Raw genomic sequence first — 20,488 nt, 5'->3', positions numbered from 1 at the left:
GCAAGGCTTGCCCGCGATAATGAGCGCAGCGAATACGGTTAAGAGACTTGCACCCGCCGCTTCTCCGTCATGCGACTACGGCTATACAGCACGACAATCGCCAGAATCGCCACCGCCTGTGCACCCAGCGAATAGGCGTCAGCGTGAATCCCCAGCCAGTCGAAGTCAAAGAATGGCACCGGACGAGTGCCGAAGATCCCGGCCTCCTGCAAGGCCTTGACGCCATGCCCGGCAAACACCACCGACAACGCGCAGAGCAAACCGGCGTTGATCCCGAAGAACAGCGCCAGCGGCAGTTTCGCCGAGCCGCGCAGGATCACCCAGGCCAGACCGATCAACAGCACCAGCGCCGTGGCGCCACCTGCCAATACCGCGTTATGCCCGGCCGGGCCGGCTTGCAGCCACAGGGTTTCGTAAAACAGCACCACTTCGAACAGCTCGCGGTAGACCGAGAAAAACGCCAGTGCCGCAAACCCGAAACGCCCACCGCCGCTGACCAGGCTGCTCTTGATGTAATCCTGCCAGGCCGCCGCGTGGCGACGGTCGTGCATCCACACCCCGAGCCAGAGCACCATGACACTGGCAAACAACGCGGTGCAGCCTTCCAGCAACTCGCGCTGGGCACCGCTGACATCGATCACGTACGCCGCCAGCGCCCAGGTCGCCAGACCGGCCACCAGCGCCAATCCCCAACCGATGTTGACGCTGCGAATCACCGACTGCTGACCGGTGTTGCGCAAGAACGCCAGCACCGCAGCCAGGACCAGAATCGCTTCCAGCCCTTCGCGCAACAGAATCAGCAAGCCGGAGACATAGCTCAGCGACCAGCTCAAACCATCGCTGCCCAGCAGGTCCGCGGACTCCTTCAGCTTGGTTTTGGCAAACGCCAGCCGTTGCTCGACTTGCTCGATCGGCAGCCCGTCCTGCAACGACTGACGGTAAGCCATCAGGGATTTTTCAGTGTCTTTACGCGCCACGGCGTTGACGTTGTCCAGTGAGCTTTCGACCAGCTCGAAGCCCTCCAGGTACGCCGCTACCGAGAGGTCATAAGCCTGCTCGCGCTCGCCGGCACGGTACGCGGCCAGACTCTTGTCGAGGGTCGCGGCGGTGTAATCGAGCAACTGCGCCGGGCCACGCTTGACCTGCGGCGGTTGGGCGCGCTGAGCGCGGAACGTGGCGGCTGCCTGAGGGCCTTCGGCCGCCAGCACTTCCATCGGGGTCTGCCGGGCAAGGTCGGCAAGGTTGAAGTTCTTTTCACTTTTGGCCGCAGCCGGATCGGCGCTGAACGCGGCGATGTAGGTCGCCAGATCCCAGCGCTGACGCTCGTCGAGTTGATCGGCGAAGGCTGGCATGTCCGTGCCTTCGATGCCCTGCCCCAACGTGCTGTAGATCGCGTACAGGCTCAGGCGGTCGAGCCGCGTGGCATCACGCAGATTGGCCGGTGGCGGCGTCAGGCCAACACCTGCAGGACCATCACCGGCACCGGCGTCGCCATGGCACACCGAGCAGTGCTGCGCGTACAACGGCGCACCGCGCGTGGGATCCGGGGTAATGATCGGTGCCTGACTGACTTCATACGCCACCGCCAGTTTCGCGCCCAATTGCCGCGCCTGTCGGGCCACCTCCGCACCGTCCCGACGCTGGGTCACCGCGTTGCGCAGATTGCTCACGCCCTGCTCAATTTCCGCTCGCTCGGGTTTGGCCGGCAGCGCAACAATCAGCCCCTGCAAGACGCCAAGAAACTCCAGCTGTTCGCGGTACTCGCCGTCATCGATGACCTGGCCCGCCTCCACGGTCGCCGGATAATCGGCACCGATGTAATCGAGTAAATGCAGTGCCTGTGGCGCACCTTCCAGCGTGTCGGCCAGCAGGTTGAAACTGCACAGGGCAAACAAAGGGAACACCAGCCAGGCCAGGAAACGGGACGGGGCAGTCATGAATGAATCTCAATTGATAATACGAAGTAACACATTGTTCACTCTCAATGCTTTCCGCTCAAGCTTTGTCGTCCACAGTTCGAGGATTCGGACACCTCCCAGATGATGGCACCTCTAGAAAAAATGAAATTAAAAAGCCATTACATGGCCAGTATCCGCGCCTATAATGCCGCGCCCTCGTTATTGCGATCGGGCATTTAAGCTCCTCTTTTTATGAGGATTTGGCATGGAAAGCCATTTTCCCTGTCGATTGGTTCACCCAGCCCGACCAGCACGCTCGGCTGTTTAAACTCAGGGAAGAAGTACTCATGGCATCCCGCGCCCTCACCTCGATCGCGCTCAGCGCAGTCACTTTGCTTGCCGGTTGTTCGGCCTTTCGCAGCTACGACACAGAACTGCAGCAAACCAACCAGCAGTTGGCCAGCGGTCACGTCGACGCCGCACTGACACTGCTGGAAAAGAACAACACAGGTGAAAACAAGGACCTGCTCTATTACTTCGAGAAAGGTGAACTGCTGCGCGCCAAGGGTGACCTGACCGGCAGCCAGACCGCCTGGAGAAGCGCGGACCAGGTCGTCGGTACCTGGGAAGAGTCGGTCAAGCTGGACACCGACAAATACCTGACCCAGTTCGGCAGCTTTCTGGTCAATGACAAGGTCCGCCGCTACGAAGGCTATGACTACGAAAAAGTCATGCTGACCACGCAAATGGCCTTGAACCTGCTGGCGGTGAACGATTTCGACGGTGCCCGTACCGAAATCAAGAAAACCCACGAACGTGAAGCGGTGATCGCCGAACTGCGCGACAAGGAATACCTCAAGCGCGAGGACGAGGCCGAGAAGCAAGGCGTCAAGACTCAGTACAAGGACCTGCAGGGTTACCCGGTGGCGAGTCTCGACGCGCCTGAAGTGGTCGGCCTGAAGAACAGCTATCAGAGCGCATTCAGTCATTACCTGGCCGGTTTCGTCTACGAAGCCCTGGGTGAAAAAGACCTGGCCGCGCCGGGCTATCGCAAAGCCGCCGAACTGCGCCCCAACACGCCGTTGCTCGAACAAGCGCTGCTGAACCTGGACAAGCCGGCTGGCAAAAGCGAAGAAAGCGACATTCTGATCGTCGTGCAAAGCGGCCTCGCGCCGGCCCGCGACTCGATTCGCATCCCGCTGCCACTGCCGATCAGCAACAACGTGGTGATCACGCCGTTGTCATTCCCGGTGATCAAGCCTGACACCTCGACCGTGACGTACGCGCAGATCGGCGTCGACGGCCAGCAACAGAACCTGACCCAGCTCAACAGCACTACGGCCATGTCCCGCCGCGCACTGCGTGACGATATGCCCGGGATCATCCTGCGCACCACCGTCCGCGCGATAACTCGCGCTGTGGCGCAAAAGAAGATCAACGAGACCAATCCACTGGCCGGCCTGGCCGTAGGTATTTCGTCGGCGGTGATGGAAGGGGCGGATACCCGCACCTGGCGCACCCTGCCCGACAACACCCAGGTGGTGCGCCTACGCCTGGCCAAAGGCGAGCATCAACTGAGCCTGCCAAACGCTCTGGGCGGTTCGCGAATCACGGTCAAGGTCGATCAGCGCTTCCAGGTGATCAGCCTGCGTACGGTGGGCAATCAGGTGTTCGCCAGTGGCGCCGCCGCCCACGTGATCCCTAGCGCCACCCCGCAAGTCGTGGCCAGCGTCAACCAACCTTAAGCGGAGCTTCTCCATGCGTTTCAAACTGATTGCTGTCGCCACCCTGGCTCTGCTGGCCGGTTGCGCCACCCCACCGCCACCTGCGCCTGGCAGTGCCGCGAGCACAGTCGTGGTGGTGAACAAGTTCAACAACATCGCCATCGGCGCGATGCGGGTCGCCCGTGAAAACGGTTTCCTGACCGTCAAGGTCGCGCTGAACAACACCAGCCACACCAACATGACGATGTACTACCGCTTCGTCTGGCTGGGCGATGACGGCTTCCCGGTGGCCGATGAAGAAAGCTGGAAAACCCTGAACCTGTATGCCGCGCAGGCCACGTTCCTGCCAGCCATCGCGCCTGTCCCCAAGGCCACCGACTTCCGCCTTGAAGTCAAAACCCCTTAAGCCCCCCTATTTCGTGACAGAGAGACACTCCCATGTTTGCACGCTTTTCGTTCCTCGCCGTGGTCGCCCTTCTGGCCAGCGGCTGCGCCAACAACTCGCCGGTCCTGGGCGGGAAAAACATCGGTTACGGCGACAGCAAGGCTGTGGAGCTGGTGACCAACGAGTTCGGTTCCACTGACCTGCAGATGATCGCGGAATCCATGACCCGCTCTCTGGCCCAGTCCGGCATCTTGCAGGGCCGCCCGGTCGTGCAGGTCTACGACGTGAAGAACAAGACCAGCGAATACATCGATACCCGCGAAATCACCACCAGCATCAAGACTCAACTGATGAAGTCCGGTACCGCCCGCTTTGCCAGCGACAACACCGCGATGCAGAGCCAGGTCGACCAGCTCAAGCTGCAAAACCAGAGCGGCCTGTACAAGAAAGGTACCGTGGCCAAGACCGGCAACATGATCGCCGCCAAATACCGTCTTGAAGGTTCGATCAGCTCGATCGTCAAGCGCAGCAGCGATTACAAGGACGTTTTCTACAAGTTCAGCCTGCAACTGATCGACGTTGAAAGCGGCCTGGCCGAGTGGATGGACGAGAAAGAGATCCGCAAAACCACGGAGCGTTAAGCAATGCGTGCATGGATTGGCATCATGGCCCTGGCCTGCGCGTTTGGCGCGCAGGCGGCCCCGAAAATCGCGGTCACCGACCTCGCCTACCAAGAGCGGGTGGAGCAGTACATCCACATTGTCTCCGCACAGAGCAACATGCAGGCGGGCATGTACCACGCCAGCGGCTCGTCGAGCTACAACGAGGTCGAGGCCAGCAGCAGCTATATCGAGCAAGGCGAGCTTCGCAAGTTCACCGGCGACATCAAGGGCGAGATTCTCAAGTCCGGGATGTTCCAGCTGGTGCAAGGCACGCCGTACACGGCCAAGTCCAAGGAAGACGTCTTTGATGTGATCAAGCGGATCAAGGCCGGTAACTACAAGGGCGCCGACTATGTGCTGTTCGGCACCCTGTCGGATATCGACTTCACCCGCGACATCACCTCGCTGGCCAACACCGACAGCTACTCGGCGATTCTCGGCCTGAACCTGGTGGCGGACTTCAGCCTGATCAATACCCGGACGTTTGAAATCACCTCGGCGTTCACCGCCATGGGTGAAGGCCAGGACACCAAGCTGGTCAACGGCAACGACGTCAAAGTGTCGCTGAATCGCCCACGGGTGGTACGTGATGTGTCCAAGTCGCTGGGTGAGGACGTGGCCCGTCAGTTAGGCGAGCAACTCGGTCGCGGCGTTCAGCAACAGCCGGGGCAAGCGCCACTGCGCAATAACCTGCCGCAGGATACGGCGCCGGTTATTCTGCGCTAAGTAACATTCGCGGGAACGAAAAAGGCGACCTCTTGAGGTCGCCTTTTTTGTGCGTTGCGGGTGTTACACCGCGGCTCTGCGAATGGTCGCCAGCAGCCCGGCCGCACCAATGAACAGTCCGGCAAACGTCCGGTTCATCCGTCGTTGTTGCTTGGGTGTGCGCAGCAGTCGCAGTACCTTGGAAGCGAGGCCGGTATAGCCGGCCATCACGATCAGGTCGACGCAGATCATGGTTACGCCAAGGATCAGGTACTGCGCAACCAACGGCGCGTGCGGGTCGATGAACTGCGGCAGCACCGCCAGCATGAATACCAGCGCCTTGGGGTTGCTGACATTCACCAGGAACCCGCGAAAGACCAGCGCCAGCGGTTTGCCGATCTGCCGAATGGCCGCGTCATCGCTCATGTTGCTGGGCAGTGCGCGCCATTGCTTGACCGCCAGATACACCAGGTACGCCACGCCAAACCATTTGATCGCGTAGAAGGCCGTGGCTGACGTGGCGAGGATTGCGCCCACACCGGCAGCGACAATCGCGATCTGCATCGCCAGCCCCAGTTGCAGGCCCAGGGCGTTCCAGTAGCCACGCCAGAAACCGTACTGCAAACCGCAGGACATCGACGCAATAGCACCGGCGCCCGGGGAAAGACTGATCACCCAACAGGCGGCAAAAAACGCCAGCCATGTCTCAAGCACCATCGCACACCTCGACTCAGACTCGTTATAGACGTCTAAGCTAATGCGCTGGCCTGCGAATGACTATCGATTTTTTGCAGAAAAATGGCCATACCGACCAGCGTTAGCGGCAGCCTGGCCTATTTTCCGAAGCTGCTCGACAACGCTTCGCTGCCGCGCCAGCGTCATACCGAACGCTGGCAGCGTCCCCGTCAGGACAGCGCTTCCAGCTCCGCCTGCATGCTTTCGAGCAGTTCCAGGGCTTCCATCCAGGTTTCTTCAAGCTCGGCTTCACGCACTTTCAGCTTGGCCTGTTCGGCCAGCAGATCACGCAACTCGTCCTTGCGGGCGGCTTCATAGACGGCGCTGTCGCCGAGGCTGGTTTCGATCTTCGCCAGCTTCTCGTGCAACTTGCCCAGCTCGGCTTCGAGCTTGTCGGCTTCGCGCTTGTGCGGCGCCAGTTGCTGACGCAACGCAGCAGCGGCCTGACGCTGGGCTTTCTTGTCGGTCTTGTCCGGATTGACCGGCGAGTTATTCACCGGCGCATTGCGCTGGCGATAATCGACCAGCCAACGGGCGTAGTCTTCCAGATCGCCGTCGAACTCTTCGACCTTGCCGTCGGCCACCAGGAAGAAGTTATCCGTGGTGCTTTTGAGCAAATGACGATCGTGGGAGACCACCAGCACTGCGCCACTGAATTCCTGCAGGGCCATGGTCAGCGCCAGGCGCATTTCCAGGTCCAGGTGGTTGGTCGGTTCGTCGAGCAGCAACAGGTTCGGCCGGCCCCAGGCAATCAACGCCAGCGCCAGACGGGCCTTTTCACCACCAGAGAAATTCAGCACCGGCTCGTCGATCCTTGCACCGCGGAAGTCGAAACCGCCGAGGAAGTCGCGCAGGGTCTGCTCGCGTTCGGTCGGAGCCAGACGCTGCAAGTGCAGCAACGGGCTGGCCTTGGAATCCAGCGAATCCAGCTGATGCTGGGCAAAGTAACCGACCACGGTGTTTTCACCACGGGTCAAGCGGCCGGACAACGGTTCGAGTTCACCGGCGAGGTTTTTGATCAGGGTCGATTTACCGGCACCGTTGGGGCCGAGCAAACCGATCCGTGCGCCAGGAATCAGTTGCAGCTTGACCTTCTCCAGAACGGCTCGCTCGCCATAACCCAGACGGGCGTCGGAGAGGTCGATCAACGGGCTGGAAATTTTCACCGACTCGCGGAAGACGAAGTCGAACGGCGAATCGACGTGGGCGGCGGACAGCTCTTCCATCCGCTCCAGCGCCTTGATCCGGCTCTGGGCCTGACGGGCCTTGGTGGCCTGGGCCTTGAAGCGGGCAATGTAGCTTTCCATGTGCGCACGTTGCGCCTGCTGCTTCTCGTAGGCCTGTTGTTGCTGGGCCAGACGTTCGGCACGGGCACGTTCGAACGCCGAGTAACCACCGCGATAGAGGGTAATCTTGCGCTGGTCGACGTGAGCCACGTGATCGACCACGGCGTCGAGGAAATCGCGGTCGTGGGAAATCAGCAGCAAGGTGCCGGGGTAGCTCTTGAGCCACTCTTCCAGCCAGATAATGGCGTCGAGGTCCAAGTGGTTGGTTGGTTCGTCGAGCAGCAACAGGTCCGACGGGCACATCAGCGCCTGCGCCAGGTTCAGGCGCATCCGCCAGCCACCGGAGAAATCTCCGACCTGACGATCCATCTGTTCGTTGGTGAACCCCAGGCCCGCGAGCAACTTACGCGCCCGGGCATCGGCGGTGTACCCGTCGGCGCTGTCGAGTTCTGCATGCAGACGCGCCTGTGCGGCGCCGTCATGGGCCGCTTCGGCGGCGGCGAGGTCGCGTTGCACCTCACGCAGACGCAGGTCGCCATCGAGCACGTAGTCGACCGCCAGGCGTTCGAGCGTCTCGATCTCCTGGCGCATGTGGGCGATGCGCCAGTCGGCCGGCAGGAAGCAGTCACCCGAGTCCGGGTGCAGTTCGCCCCGGATCAAGGCGAACAGGCTGGATTTGCCGGCGCCGTTGGCACCGATCAGGCCGGCTTTGTGACCGGCGTGCAGGGTCAGCTCGGCGTCTTCTAGCAGACGTTGCGGGCCACGTTGTAAAGTCAGGTTCTGAAGTCGAATCATAATGGCGGCGGAGTCTACCAGCTTCGCTCGCAACTGGCGCGAGTAGCACTATGTCCTCTGACCTGTGGAGCTTTTCCCTGACCCTCTACACCCGAGCGGGTGTTGAGGACGCCTGCCTGAAGCTGCAAGCAGCCGGCGCCGACGTTTGCCTGTTGTTGTGCGCCGCCTGGCTCGGACAGCGCGGCGTGAGATGCAATGCACAACGCCTGCAACACCTCCAGCACCTGGCCGGGCCATGGCATGCGGAAGTCGTGCAACCGCTTCAACAACTGCGCACGCAATGGAAAGCCGCTGCCCTCGACGACGAGGAACTGAATACGTTACGCACGCAAGTCAAAGCTCTGGAGCTGGAAGCGGAGCGGCAACTGTTGTTGCGTCTGGAAAATGCGGCGCAAGCATGGCCGCAGGGTCAAGCCAAAGACCTGGCCGTGTGGCTGGAAGGGTTGGCGGCGAGCGCCGCCAACCTGAACCGCGACGCGCTGAATCAGCTGCGCGTCGCGGTAACCGGCACTTAGGAAGCGCTGGTCGGGGTGTTGGCAGTGCTTGCAGCCGCTGCCGGTGCAGGCGAAGCGGCTGGCGTGCTCGCGGATGGAGCAGGTGAAGCCGCCGGTGCAGGCGTCGCAGGCTTGGCAGCCGCTGGTGCGGTTGCCGGTTTTGCAGCGACTGGTTTAGCGGCAGCGGGTTTGGCCACGACTGGCTTTTTCACCGCCGGCTTGGCTGCTGGTTTGGCAGCAGACGTTGCAGGTTTCGCAGCAGCCGGTTTGGCAGCGCTGGACGTTGCTGGCTTGGCAGCGACGGCGGGTTTAGCTGCGGGCTTGGCCGGCGCTTTGGCAGCTGCGGTTTTGGCCGCTGGCTTGGCGGCAGGTTTTGCAGCAACCGGTTTAGCAGCTGGCTTGGCAGCCGGTTTCACCGCAGCGGTTTTGGCTGCTGGTTTGGCAGCAGTTTTTGCAGCAGTTTTTGCAGCTGGTTTCGCTGCGGCAGTTTTCGCTACGGCAGGTTTGGCGGCGGCAGTTTTAGCAGCCGGTTTGGCTGCTGGTTTAGCGGCAGCTGGTTTGGCAGCGGTCGGTTTGGCAGCCGGTTTGGCAGCACTGGCAGCGACTGGTTTTTTCGCTGCAGGTTTGGCGGCGGCTTTCGCTGGAGCCTTGGCCGGTGCCTTGGCAGCTACCGGTTTGGCAGCTACCGGTTTGGCAGCCGGTTTTTTCGTGGTGCCAGCAGCGGCGGCTGGCTTGGCCGAACGCAGGGTCAGCGTTTTGCCGACAGCCTCTTTCACGCGACCAATACCCTGGGCCAGTTTCAGGCTTTCCTGGGCATCACGCTTGAGTTGCAGAATGTAGCTGCGAGTCTCGGACTGACGCTCCTTGAGCGCGTCCAGCAGGTCTTCAAGTTCTTGAACCGCATCTTTGGCCTTGGCTTGTGCCTTGGCTTTGCCGGCCGCCGCAGCGTCCTGCAATTTGGTGCGAGATTTGTGCAGTTTTTCCTGTGCTTTTCCGCGCTGCTTTTCCAGTTTGGCGAGCAGTTTTTCAGCATCAGCCAAGGCTTGGGAACAAGCGTTTTCCAAATGCTCGAGCAAGCTGCCCGAGAGCTGATGGAGTAAGTGCAACGGAGTATTTACAGGCTTCTTATTGGCCGACATGGTTTACCTCCTGGCTGACGTGAGTGCGGCTCATACTAGACCTCTGCTGCTACCGCCGCTAGGGCATGTTGACAGTATCGAGTGCCGGGCGTTGCAGCGATTTGAAAATGTTCTGCGCACACTTAAAAGCAGTTCACCGGTCACAGCATTCTCACTGGCATAATCCTCCCCATCTCAGGCTGGAGAGTGCCCATGTCGCGTTACCTTTTTTTACCCTTGTGCGTGTTTTTTTCAATGGCTCAAGCCGCAGAAAAAGCCACGGAAACCGACGCCCATGATCTCGCCTACAGCCTCGGTGCCAGCCTGGGTGAACGTCTGCGGCTGGAGGCTCCCGATCTGCAAATCCAGGCACTGGTGGAGGGATTGCAACAAGCCTATCAAGGCAAGCCACTGGCGCTGAAGGATCAGCAAATCGAGCAGATTCTCGCCGAGCACGAAGCACAAATGGCCGAGCAACCCGCCGTGCCGCAAAGCGAAGTTGCCTTGGACAAGGAGCAACGTTTCCTGACGGCCGAGAAGGCAAAACCAGGGGTTCGCGAATTGGTGGATGGCATCCTCCTGACCGAACTGGTCGCGGGCAGCGGCGCCAAGGCCGGACCCAATGGCAAGGTGCAGGTTCGCTACATTGGCAAGCTGCCCGATGGCACGGTGTTCGATCAGAACAACCAGGCGCAATGGTTCAGCCTCGACAGCGTGATCAGTGGCTGGCGCAGTGCGTTGCAACAGATGCCGGTGGGGGCGAAATGGCGCCTGGTGATTCCATCCGCGCAAGCCTACGGCGCCGATGGCGCGGGGGACCTGATTGCACCGTTCACGCCGCTGGTGTTTGAAATCGAACTGCTCGGCGCGACGGGCTGAGCAATCGCCCAAACGAAAAACGGTGCGCAATGCGCACCGTTTCAGGGATCGTTTATATCGAGGAGAAACTCAGGCTTGCTCTGGAGTTTCTTCCTTGTGGGCCGTGTGCAGCACTTCGATCAGGCAATCTTCCAGTTCGAAGCGCTCGTGCAACAGACCGCCAAGCTCCTGGAATTTCTCGGCAACGCACTTGCCTGCATCGCAGAGATCGTTGAACGCCAGCAGCTTCTCGGTGATCACGTCGATGCGCGGGTAAATGGTTTCAGCCAATTCAAGCCCGCGTGTATCACCGAACGCCTTGGCTTCGCCCGTCAGTTGTTCGTAGATTTCGAAGTGGCCGGCAGAGACGTAATCGACCAGGACACCACAGAACTCCTGCAACGGCTTGCGGTTTTCGCCCAGAGTCTCGGGCTTGGCGCCGAGAGCATCATAGGCTCGAACCAGTTCGTGACGCTCCTGCAACCAACGATCGATCAGCAGATGCACTCCACCCCAGCGTTCCTGAGCATTCTGACAACTTTCGAGCATGGTGATCTCTCTTCCCTTATGGGTAATGCCGCCCGCACTCGCCGCAAGACTTGAAAATCAAGTTTTGGCCAGGCTGAGCACCATCGAGCAACAATTCCAATGATACGTGCGGGCCAGATTATGCCCGCACGCCAACAGCTTCAAGGTACGCAGGAGATAAAGTTCATACAAGTGTTTAATCACCCGCCCTGCCCCGGTGCGACGACTCGCCGCTGGGCGGTCGCTGATACGCATACCAGACAAGCCGCACGATCTGATAAGCCCCGAGAATCGTCACTCCGACAAAAAACAACAGACTCCATTCCGGAATACTCAGGTCGAACAGCGTCCAGGAAATTTCCGCGCAGTCAGCCGTTCCGCTGAAAACCCTCTCCACAACACGCAGCCAGGACATATCGGTGAACAGGCCTTCCAGACCGGGAGAGCACCCCGACACGTGTTGAACCGAATCGCTTTGCAATACCACCTGGCGCCACGCTGTCACCATTCCCGCCAGACTGCAGAACAGACCGAGCAGCCAATAAAGTAAACAGCCCAGGCGCCTGGGCCCGTGCAGCGCGGCGATCAGGCAGACCATCGTGAACAGGGCGAGAAAAAGCCGCTGCAACAGGCACAGCCCGCACGGCTTGAGCCCGATAGAGAACTCCAGATAGTACGAAGCGCCCAAGGCCAGGGCGCCCGCTATGAAAGCCATGAAAAACAAGGAACGTGTGCAGGCCAAAGACATGGCTTATCCGTAACAGAAGAGACAGGCAGTTACGGTAGAGGAAAGCCCTCTGGCCTTTCAAGGCAAGGCAGTGCGGAGACTTCGCCAAAGATGTAGGGAAATCCCGACAGAAGAGACAGGATCAAATGTAGTCCCTTGTAAGACGCTGCCTATACCCGGCATGACGAGGAAGAATTTTACGGTATTCAAACGCCGGGGCGCCCGTTCGGGCGACCCGGTCGTCCAGCACCTTACGCGCGGGCGGGCACCGGCAAAGGCGAAGCCAGCAAGCGCTTGTCCAGCAGCCCCAGGCCTTCCTGGAAGAGCTGATTGCTGCGCTCGGTGTCACCCAACTGAGCCAGCAGACGTGCGAGCTCGGCACAGGCCTCGGGGTTGCGCTGAACCCGCAAGCTGCTTTCCAGATAGTCCCGTGCCTTACCCCACAGGCTGCTTTGCAAACACAACCGCCCCAGGGTCAGCAGCAAGCTTGGGTCGCCAGGATGGTCCTTCAACCAACCCTCGGCCACGTGCAGTTGCCGCGCCGGATCGCTGCCACGCAGCAAGCCATATAGCCGCGCCAGATGGCTGTCATATTTACGTTTGAGCGCCCCGCGCAAAACCTCTTCTGCCTCGACCTCAGCCCCCAGTTGTCGCAACTGTTCGGCATAGGCCAGCACCAGTTGCGGTTCTTGGCGCTGAGCGGAAGTCAGCTGTTGCCAGGCGCGATTGAGTGCCTGCAATCCAACCGTACCGTCTTCCTCCCGGCGAGCTGCCAGGGTGAGGTTTTCACCCCAGGCACGACGCTCCAGCTCTGCCAGCTCGCTGGCCGGCAGAACCTTGTCCTTGCGCAATTCCGGTAACAGGCGAATGACCGCCGACCAGTCGCCACGCTGTTGATGCAAACGTTGCAACTGACGCAAGACCTGAACGCTGTGAGGATGACGCTCGTGCATGGCCTGAAGCGTTGTCAGCGCACCGTCGGTATCGCCACGATCGGTCTGCAACTGCGCATGACTCAAGGCAATCGCCAACTCGGCCTGAGGCTGACGCTCCAGCGCACGCTCCAGCAAGCTGTCGCTTTCGTCATAACGACCTTGCTCGTTCGCCGCTCGCGCAGCCCCCAGGTAGTAGAGCAGCGGCTGGCGTTCGGCTTCAGCAGCGCGAGACAAGTGACGCTGAGCGCTGGCCCAACGACCTTCAGCCAGGTCCAGCTGACCATGCTCGATCGCCACTTGCACACGACGACTGCGGTTGCGGTTCGACCAGGGATTGACTACACCGCTGGAAGTGGCCACCAACTCGATCAGCATCTTGATGCCCCATAGCACCAGCCAGATCACCGCCACCAGCGCCAACGTCGCCCACAGGCTCGATTCGTAGCGGAAGGTCTTGTAGGCGATCAGCACGTAACCCGAGTGCTGGGCGATGGCCAGTCCCAACGCCCCGGCGGCGGCGATGAGCAAAAACACAATCACATAGAGTCGCTTCATGGGCTGGTCACCGGCGTAGTGCCCGCGGCAGGTTTCACCGAGTCCTCGGCACTGACGTTACGCCGCTCCAGGTAGGCCTGCACCGTGCTCAGGGTGGTTGCCAGGTCAGGCGTGATGACCGTTACCGGTTGTTTGCTCAACTCGGCAACCTGTTCGAGCATCACTTTGCTTTGCGGGTTGTCCTGATTGAAGCTGCCCTTGAGCACATCCCGCGCCTCGGTCAGCGCCTGGGTATACACCGGCGCCTGGCCGTTGAGCGCGGCCCATTGCGCTTGCTCAAGCGCCAGGCTCAGCGCCAGACGGACCTGAGTCAGGCTTTGCCCGGCAAGCAATGGACGAATGTTTTTATCGGCATTGAAATCGATGCGAATGTAGCGCGAAATCTGGTCCCACCATTGGGCCCAGCGACTGGCGCCATCGCCATCGGAGGTCAGGGCCGAGAGCGAATCGCGCTCATGAAACTCCGGGGCGAGTTCGCTGAGTTCAGCCACCTGATCACGCAAGGCACCCAGTTGCAGGAACAACCCGGTGCGATCCGGTTGCTCGGTACTGCGCAGCGCAGCAAGACTTTTCGCAATCTGCTCGCGGGCGGCGAAAGAGCCCGGATCATTCTGCTCGCGAAGGATTTCATCGGCACCTTGCACCAGTGCCTGAGCGCTGCTGATGTCCTGCAAGGCAGACAGACGCAAACTGGCCAGACGCAGCAGGTGCTCGGCCTCGGCCAAGCGCCAATCCTTGCGGCTGGCGCCCAGAACCGTTTCCAGACGCTGATTCAAGCGCTGCTGGTCGCCCTGCAACTGGATCACCAGGCGTCGTCGGTCTTCCAGTTCATTGGCTGGCGGTAATTGCTCAAGCCGGGCTGACAGACGCTGCTCATTGAGCTTGAGGCTTTGTGCTTGATCGTTCAGGGCCTGCAATTGCCCCAATTGTTGCTGGTTGTTGGCTTGCAGGCTACGTACCTGCCAGATCCCCCAACCGCCAGCGGCAACCCCCGCGGCACCCAGCAACATTGCCAGGATCACCAGCCCTGAGCCACGGCGCGGCTCAGGGCTCTTTACAGTTTCAACCGACGCATCGAGCGCTGGCTGGACGTTATCTTTTGGCAAGGCTGTTTCGCTCACGTATCCATCCTTTGCATTAGAGAACGGGCCGGGTTTCCCGCAACGCCGTTAGCAAAGCCGCGGCACTGGCGCCACGACAATCCACAACTGTTTGGGCGCCGGCGGCCAGCGCCATCTCGGCTACCCGAGGGCTTGGAACAAACAAAGGCAACCGCGCCAACTCAGGCCAGGCACTGCCCGCCAATTGGCGCAGGTGCTCAAATCCCTGCCCACTGCTGACCACGACGCCGTTCAAGCGTTCAGCTTGAATCCGCTCAGGCAATGCCCCCTCGGCATAGCGCGGCAAGCCGCGACGGTACAACTCCAGATAATCGACACTAGCACCTTGCTCACGCAAACGCTCTGCGAGCAGTTCACGTCCACCCTCGCCGCGCATGATCAACACACGAGCATCGGGCCGGGCGATAGCCTCGCGCAACGGAGTCAGTTCAAGCAATGCTTCGCTGTCATCGCCCTCCACCGGGAAGCTGACGTCCAACCCATGATCCTGGAGGATCTGCGCGGTCGCCGCGCCTACGCTGAACCATTTCAAGCGCAGTGATTGCGAGCAGTACCGATCAAGCAGATCCACACCGATTCGGGCGGCCGGCTTGCTGACCACAATGACCGCGCAATAGCGATCCATACCCTGAATCACCTCGCGCATTGTCTCAGAGACAGGAGTCGGCTCTATCTCCAAAAGCGGCAAGCTGCTGCTGAAAATCCCCTTTTCGGCAAGAATATCGGTCAGCATCGCCGAATCATCCACGGGACGCGTCAACAGCAGGCGCCACCCCGTCACTCGTGACCTGCCTCGCCATAGACCGACTTCAGAATGTCGTTGGCACCCTGGCCAAGAAGGTCTTCGGCAACTCGTACACCCAAGGCTTCGGCATCGCTGCGTGGCGCACGACCCTCGGCACGAAGCAGCAGCCCCCCCTTCGGATCACCCACCAGGCCGCGCAGCCAGATCTGCTCGCCTTCGAGCACTGCGTAGCACGCGATCGGCACCTGACAGCCGCCGTTCAAATGCTTGTTCAACGCACGTTCGGCAGTGACCCGCGTGGCGGTGTCCTGGTGATGCAGAGGGGCAAGCAAGGCATGAATGTCAGTGTCGGCGCTGCGGCATTCGATACCGACGGCACCCTGGCCACCTGCTGGAAGACTGTCATCGACACTGATCGATGAGCTGATGCGATCTTCGAAGCCCAGGCGAATCAAACCGGCCGCCGCGAGGATGATCGCGTCGTACTCACCGGCGTCGAGCTTGGCCAGCCGAGTGTTGACGTTGCCCCGCAGAAAGCGGATTTGCAGGTCCGGCCGGCGGGTCAGCAGTTGTGCCTGGCGACGCAGGCTGGAGGTGCCGACCACGCTGCCCTGAGGCAACTCGTCGAGGCTTGCATAGGTGTTGGAAACAAAGGCGTCACGTGGATCTTCGCGTTCGCAGATGCAAAACAGGCCGAGGCCTTCGGGGAAGTCCATCGGCACGTCTTTCATCGAGTGCACGGCAATGTCGGCTTCGTTTTCGAGCAGCGCGGTTTCCAGTTCTTTGACGAACAGGCCCTTGCCGCCGATTTTCGACAGCGGCGAATCGAGCAGCTTGTCGCCGCGGCTGACCATAGGCACCAGCGTCACGACCAGACCCGGGTGGGCCTGTTCCAGACGAGCTTTGACGTATTCGGCCTGCCACAAGGCCAAGGCACTTTTGCGGGTAGCGATGCGGATTTCGCGAGGGGACATGGATCAATCCGTACTGAATAGATACAGCGGATAATAACAGCTCAGCCAAATCCGCTTTGACTTGTATCAGAAACAGCGCAGCCTCCCTGGCCTCACCTGTCCGGTAAAGGAGAGTGAAATCCGTGCGCGAACAGCGGACTAAAGCTGTTGCATCATCTTGCGCACACCCGCGACATGACGTCGGCTGACAATCAGCGCATCACCGTTGAGGCCTTTGAGAAAGAGCTGGAAATGCCCAAGTGGCGTGCGCTGCAGCCGTTCGATACGTTCGCGGGCTACCAGTGCATTGCGGTGAATACGTACGAACCGGTCGCCAAATTCGTCTTCAAGGGCTTTCAATGGCTCGTCCAGCAGAACCTCGCCACTTTCGTGGCGCAAGGTCACGTATTTGTGGTCGGCAATGAAATAGACCACTTGAGCCAACGGGATCAGCTCGATGCCTTTGCGGGTTCGCGCACTGATATGGCTGCGTGGGCCACTGCCGGTTTCTGCCGCCGGCCGAGTCAGCGCCGCGAGCTGGACGCGGTTGGGGCGCTCGGCTTTTTTCAGGGCGTCGAGCAATTGCTCCGAACGCACCGGTTTCGCCAGGTAGCCCACCGCGCTGGCTTGCAGGGCGTCCAGGGCAAATTCATCCTGGGCCGTACAAAACACCACCGCCGGTGGCGTCTCGCGCTCACACAACCTTGCCGCGACTTGCAAACCGTCGAGGCCAGGCATGCGGATGTCGAGCAGCACGATATCGGGTTTCAGGCTGTCGATCAGGGTCAATGCCTCATCGCCATTGGTGGCGCTGGGCTCCAGGACACTGTAACCCTCGAGTTCGCCGACCATACGGCTCAGGCGCTCGCGGGCTTGGGGTTCGTCATCAACGATCAGGACATTCATATTGCGCTGGATTCCTGCGTGAGTCTCGCACAAGGATAGCGTAGACAGGTGAAGTGACATCCGTCACCGCGATCCACGCTAAGACTAGCGCGAGCGCCAAAAAGTGCCGTACGTCGGGTTGCAATATTTATCGGTGCCTGCGCAGTTCCATTCGAAGCCAGCCGCGACGTGGCGTCACCGTGGGGATTGCTGCTACACAATATGAACACCCCTCTTCTCTTATAGCCGGCTTCGACACTGACGTCGCACGCTTCGAGGAGACTCAGCACATGATCGACAATTGCGCTGACCCTCACGTCCAACTGTAGACGCTTGCCGCGACGACAGTGCTCATTTGACAAATATCGTTGCGTAAACGCGGCAGCGACTCGATTGAGTATGGCCGGTCAAATAAGAAAAAAACGTAGCGACCAGTGTCACCGACAGGATTAGCAACCCTGTTATTATCCACCGCAGGTTTTAACGCCATTTTCCTTCAGCCGATCACGAGCGAATTCATGAGCACTGACAAGACCAATCAGTCCTGGGGCGGCCGCTTCAGTGAACCCGTCGACGCCTTCGTCGCCCGCTTCACCGCCTCCGTCACTTTCGACCAGCGCCTCTATCGTCACGACATCATGGGCTCCGTAGCCCACGCCACCATGCTCGCCAAGGTCGGCGTACTGACCGATGCCGAACGCGACAGCATCATCGACGGCCTGAAGACCATCCAGAGCGAAATCGAGGCCGGCACCTTCGACTGGCGCATCGACCTTGAAGACGTGCACATGAACATCGAGGCGCGCCTGACCGACCGCATCGGCGTCACCGGCAAGAAGCTGCACACCGGCCGCAGCCGCAACGACCAGGTGGCGACCGATATCCGCCTGTGGCTGCGTGACGAGATCGACCTGATCCTGAGCGAAATCACCCGCCTGCAAAAAGGCCTGCTGGAACAGGCAGAGCGTGAGTCCGGCACCATCATGCCCGGCTTCACCCACCTGCAAACTGCACAGCCCGTGACCTTCGGTCATCACATGCTGGCCTGGTTCGAAATGCTCAGCCGCGACTACGAGCGCCTGGTCGATTGCCGCAAGCGCACCAACCGCATGCCGCTCGGCAGCGCCGCACTGGCCGGCACCACCTACCCGATCGACCGCGAGCTGACAGCCCAACTGCTGGGCTTCGACGCTGTTGGCGGCAACTCGCTGGACAACGTTTCGGATCGCGACTTCGCCATCGAGTTCTGCTCCGCTGCGAGCATCGCGATGATGCACTTGTCGCGTTTCTCCGAAGAGCTGGTGCTGTGGACCAGCGCGCAATTCCAGTTCATCGATCTGCCTGATCGCTTCTGCACCGGCAGCTCGATCATGCCGCAAAAGAAAAACCCCGACGTCCCGGAACTGGTGCGCGGTAAAAGCGGCCGGGTGTTTGGCGCGCTGATGGGCCTGCTGACCTTGATGAAAGGCCAGCCATTGGCCTACAACAAGGACAACCAGGAAGATAAAGAGCCGCTGTTCGACGCTGCCGACACCTTGCGCGACTCGCTGCGGGCCTTTGCCGACATGATCCCGGCGATCAAGCCAAAGCACGCCATCATGCGTGAAGCGGCGTTGCGCGGTTTCTCCACGGCTACCGACCTGGCGGATTATCTGGTGCGCCGCGGCCTGCCGTTCCGTGACTGTCACGAAATCGTCGGTCACGCGGTGAAGTACGGCGTGGAAACCGGCAAGGATCTGGCAGAGATGAGCCTGGAAGAACTGCGCAAGTTCAGCGACCAGATCGAACAGGACGTGTTTGCCGTCCTGACCCTGGAAGGCTCGGTGAATGCCCGTAACCACATCGGCGGCACCGCGCCGGCGCAGGTGAAGGTCGCTGTGGTTCGCGGTCAGGCGCTGTTGGCCAGCCGCTAAATCGCTAAAAGCATCGCGGGCAAGCCTTGCTCCTACAGGATTTATGTCGTATCGCAAACACGTGAACGACACGAATCCGTAGGAGCAAGGCTTGCCCGCGATTGCGTCCTGAAGAACGCTACAAACTTACTTCTTGGCGCTGATCATCGCCAAAAACCCTGGCATCGCCGCGTCCTTGTCTGCCGCAATGCGCTTGGCATGCGGAGTCTGCTCCAATTGCTCAAGCAACGCCTTGGCGGCTGGCAACTCGGCCAGCAAATCCAGATCGAAGAGCTTTTTGCCAACCGCGCAGGCTACGCTGACGCTGTACAGGAAGTACAGGTCCGCCACGCTCAGGGTTGCGCCCGCGACGTACGGCGCGAACTTGCCGTGACGCCCCAGTGACGCAATCCCCAGCAGCAGCTCGGCCCTGGCTTTTTCCTTGATCGCTTCCGGCACCGTCATGCCGAAAAAGGCCTCAGGGAAACAGGCGCGAGCCGGCAGTTCGATGTACAGCTCGATTTCCTTGGCCAGCGCCAGAACCTGGGCTCGCTCGAACGGTGTTTTAGGCAGAAGCTCTGGCCCCGACTGCGTGTCATCGAGGTACTGAAGAATCACACTGGTCTCGTTGACGTACCCTTGTTCGACACCCAACACCGGAACCTTGCCGCGCGGGCTGATAGCCAGCGCCTCAGGGCTTTGACCGGCGTAAAACGCTACTTCCTCAAAGGGCAGGCCCTTTTCCAGCAACGCATGTTTGACCATGTTGTAGTAGTTGCTGACGGAAAATCCATAAAGCTTGAGCATCACATAGCCTCCAGGCCGTGCAGGGGGTTGGCAGCCACTGTTATAGAACGTCGGGAGCACTCTCGCCAGCAGCATCACACGGCTGAATGCAGGTAAACTGGCGACCTTTCCTTTTGGAGCCTGCCATGAGCGAGCCTAGCGATATCGACAACGACGAAGAAGAATTCGCCGAAACCACCCTGATCGAAGCCATCGAAAACCAGATCGAAAGCGACAACCCGCCAGCAGCCAAGGCGACGTTCAACAAACTGACCCTGGTCGGTTACGAGCGTGAAGAAATCCTGCAATTGATGGCTCACGTTCTGGCCATTGAAATTGACGCACTCCTCGAAGAAGACCGCGCGTTCAATACCGAGTGGTATGAAGCCGCGTTGCGCGCACTGCCAGAGTTGCCGCCAGAAAAGAACTAAACCCCTATCGCGCGGGCACGGCTCTCATTGTGGCGAGGGAGCTTGCTCCCGCTCGATTGCGCAGCAATCGCAAAACCGCTGGATACGGTGCAACTGGTAAAATGTGGTTGCAGGGTTTAGGGCAGCTTCGCAGCCCAACGGGAGCAAGCTCCCTCGCCACGGGTACTGCGCCTGCAAGCTCGTTCAACTGCCTGCAACGAAAAGCTCTAAGGCAACACTGGACAGCTCGCCCGAGTGCGTTCACCTTAGGGGCGCTGTCGTCTATTCCTA

The 20,488-nt window shown here is 60.3% G+C and carries 20 protein-coding genes and 1 pseudogene; 8 read left to right on the top strand and 13 right to left on the bottom strand.

What is annotated here, in order from left to right; translation table 11 throughout:
- Positions 1–38: 38 nt before the first annotated feature.
- Entirely contained in the window at positions 39–1,937 is a 1,899-nt protein-coding gene (locus AC3WK5_RS21950) for an FTR1 family protein (protein ID WP_103317864.1), read from the bottom strand.
- Positions 1,938–2,245: 308 nt separating this feature from the next.
- On the opposite strand from AC3WK5_RS21950, the gene AC3WK5_RS21945 reads away from it, so the two are divergent.
- From AC3WK5_RS21945 to AC3WK5_RS21930, 4 genes are read left to right on the top strand one after another with little or no spacing between them, the layout of a single operon-like run.
- Complete coding sequence (locus AC3WK5_RS21945) at positions 2,246–3,643, top strand: COG3014 family protein (protein ID WP_103317866.1); 1,398 nt, start codon at positions 2,246–2,248, stop codon at positions 3,641–3,643.
- Between the two features lie 13 nt (positions 3,644–3,656).
- Positions 3,657–4,028, top strand: coding sequence for a YcfL family putative periplasmic lipoprotein (locus AC3WK5_RS21940; RefSeq protein ID WP_103317868.1), 372 nt, complete (start codon positions 3,657–3,659; stop codon positions 4,026–4,028).
- A gap of 32 nt (positions 4,029–4,060) precedes the next feature.
- The gene (gene lpoB / locus AC3WK5_RS21935) at positions 4,061–4,648 is read left to right on the top strand and encodes a penicillin-binding protein activator LpoB (RefSeq protein ID WP_054594596.1); all 588 of its coding nucleotides are present in this window, start codon (positions 4,061–4,063) and stop codon (positions 4,646–4,648) included.
- A 3-nt stretch (positions 4,649–4,651) separates the two neighbouring features.
- Positions 4,652–5,395: a penicillin-binding protein activator LpoB gene (locus AC3WK5_RS21930; RefSeq protein WP_103322133.1), complete on the top strand. Its 744-nt coding sequence runs from the start codon at positions 4,652–4,654 to the stop codon at positions 5,393–5,395.
- 63 nt (positions 5,396–5,458) lie between these two features.
- Here AC3WK5_RS21930 and AC3WK5_RS21925 read toward each other — a convergent pair whose 3' ends face one another.
- Together AC3WK5_RS21925 and AC3WK5_RS21920 are read right to left on the bottom strand one after the other, a co-directional pair.
- Positions 5,459–6,091 (bottom strand): LysE family transporter, encoded by a 633-nt coding sequence (locus AC3WK5_RS21925; RefSeq protein WP_103317873.1) that lies wholly within the window; start codon positions 6,089–6,091, stop codon positions 5,459–5,461.
- A gap of 188 nt (positions 6,092–6,279) precedes the next feature.
- The gene (locus AC3WK5_RS21920; protein ID WP_103317875.1) at positions 6,280–8,190 is read right to left on the bottom strand and encodes an ATP-binding cassette domain-containing protein; all 1,911 of its coding nucleotides are present in this window, start codon (positions 8,188–8,190) and stop codon (positions 6,280–6,282) included.
- Between the two features lie 50 nt (positions 8,191–8,240).
- Between AC3WK5_RS21920 and AC3WK5_RS21915 the strand changes: the two genes are divergently transcribed.
- Entirely contained in the window at positions 8,241–8,705 is a 465-nt protein-coding gene (locus AC3WK5_RS21915; RefSeq protein ID WP_103317877.1) for a TIGR02444 family protein, read from the top strand.
- Here the strand turns inward: AC3WK5_RS21915 and AC3WK5_RS21910 are convergent.
- Positions 8,702–9,823 carry an AlgP family protein gene (locus AC3WK5_RS21910; RefSeq protein WP_103317879.1) on the bottom strand — a complete coding sequence of 374 codons (1,122 nt, stop codon included), beginning with the start codon at positions 9,821–9,823 and terminating at the stop codon, positions 8,702–8,704. The two genes, AC3WK5_RS21915 and AC3WK5_RS21910, sit on opposite strands and share 4 nt — an antisense overlap.
- A 192-nt stretch (positions 9,824–10,015) precedes the next feature.
- Between AC3WK5_RS21910 and AC3WK5_RS21905 the strand changes: the two genes are divergently transcribed.
- Positions 10,016–10,681 carry an FKBP-type peptidyl-prolyl cis-trans isomerase gene (locus AC3WK5_RS21905; protein ID WP_103317882.1) on the top strand — a complete coding sequence of 222 codons (666 nt, stop codon included), beginning with the start codon at positions 10,016–10,018 and terminating at the stop codon, positions 10,679–10,681.
- A 69-nt stretch (positions 10,682–10,750) separates the two neighbouring features.
- Here the strand turns inward: AC3WK5_RS21905 and AC3WK5_RS21900 are convergent, their stop codons facing one another.
- From AC3WK5_RS21900 to AC3WK5_RS21865, 8 genes and pseudogenes are all read right to left on the bottom strand, one after another.
- Positions 10,751–11,209 (bottom strand): Rsd/AlgQ family anti-sigma factor, encoded by a 459-nt coding sequence (locus AC3WK5_RS21900; protein ID WP_054594603.1) that lies wholly within the window; start codon positions 11,207–11,209, stop codon positions 10,751–10,753.
- A 175-nt stretch (positions 11,210–11,384) separates the two neighbouring features.
- Positions 11,385–11,936, bottom strand: coding sequence for a disulfide bond formation protein B (locus AC3WK5_RS21895; RefSeq protein WP_103317884.1), 552 nt, complete (start codon positions 11,934–11,936; stop codon positions 11,385–11,387).
- Positions 11,937–12,166: 230 nt separating this feature from the next.
- Positions 12,167–13,405, bottom strand: a complete 1,239-nt coding sequence (locus AC3WK5_RS21890) for a heme biosynthesis protein HemY (RefSeq protein ID WP_054594605.1) — start codon at positions 13,403–13,405, stop codon at positions 12,167–12,169.
- Positions 13,402–14,526, bottom strand: coding sequence for a uroporphyrinogen-III C-methyltransferase (locus AC3WK5_RS21885; RefSeq protein WP_103317886.1), 1,125 nt, complete (start codon positions 14,524–14,526; stop codon positions 13,402–13,404). The genes AC3WK5_RS21890 and AC3WK5_RS21885 overlap by 4 nt, the downstream gene beginning before the upstream one ends.
- Positions 14,527–14,542: 16 nt before the next feature.
- Positions 14,543–15,307 carry a uroporphyrinogen-III synthase gene (locus AC3WK5_RS21880; protein ID WP_103317889.1) on the bottom strand — a complete coding sequence of 255 codons (765 nt, stop codon included), beginning with the start codon at positions 15,305–15,307 and terminating at the stop codon, positions 14,543–14,545.
- Positions 15,304–16,245 carry a hydroxymethylbilane synthase gene (gene hemC, locus AC3WK5_RS21875; RefSeq protein WP_103317891.1) on the bottom strand — a complete coding sequence of 314 codons (942 nt, stop codon included), beginning with the start codon at positions 16,243–16,245 and terminating at the stop codon, positions 15,304–15,306. Before hemC ends, AC3WK5_RS21880 begins: the two co-directional genes overlap by 4 nt.
- A 138-nt stretch (positions 16,246–16,383) precedes the next feature.
- Entirely contained in the window at positions 16,384–17,130 is a 747-nt protein-coding gene (locus tag AC3WK5_RS21870) for a LytR/AlgR family response regulator transcription factor (RefSeq protein ID WP_054594609.1), read from the bottom strand.
- Positions 17,127–17,375 (bottom strand): annotated as a pseudogene (locus tag AC3WK5_RS21865) (sensor histidine kinase); the annotation flags it as partial. The gene AC3WK5_RS21870 and the pseudogene AC3WK5_RS21865, both read right to left, overlap by 4 nt.
- Positions 17,376–17,627: 252 nt before the next feature.
- Here AC3WK5_RS21865 and argH point away from each other — a divergent pair.
- The gene (gene argH / locus AC3WK5_RS21860; protein WP_103317893.1) at positions 17,628–19,022 is read left to right on the top strand and encodes an argininosuccinate lyase; all 1,395 of its coding nucleotides are present in this window, start codon (positions 17,628–17,630) and stop codon (positions 19,020–19,022) included.
- 126 nt (positions 19,023–19,148) lie between these two features.
- Here argH and AC3WK5_RS21855 read toward each other — a convergent pair whose 3' ends face one another.
- Positions 19,149–19,808: a glutathione S-transferase family protein gene (locus AC3WK5_RS21855; protein ID WP_103317895.1), complete on the bottom strand. Its 660-nt coding sequence runs from the start codon at positions 19,806–19,808 to the stop codon at positions 19,149–19,151.
- A gap of 125 nt (positions 19,809–19,933) precedes the next feature.
- Between AC3WK5_RS21855 and AC3WK5_RS21850 the strand changes: the two genes are divergently transcribed.
- Positions 19,934–20,218 carry a hypothetical protein gene (locus tag AC3WK5_RS21850; RefSeq protein WP_054594612.1) on the top strand — a complete coding sequence of 95 codons (285 nt, stop codon included), beginning with the start codon at positions 19,934–19,936 and terminating at the stop codon, positions 20,216–20,218.
- Positions 20,219–20,488: the final 270 nt, after the last annotated feature.

The organism is Pseudomonas sp. FW306-02-D09B (assembly GCF_058782685.1).
Note: the sequence above shows the minus strand (reverse complement) of the source record. Positions and strands in the feature narration are given on the sequence as shown.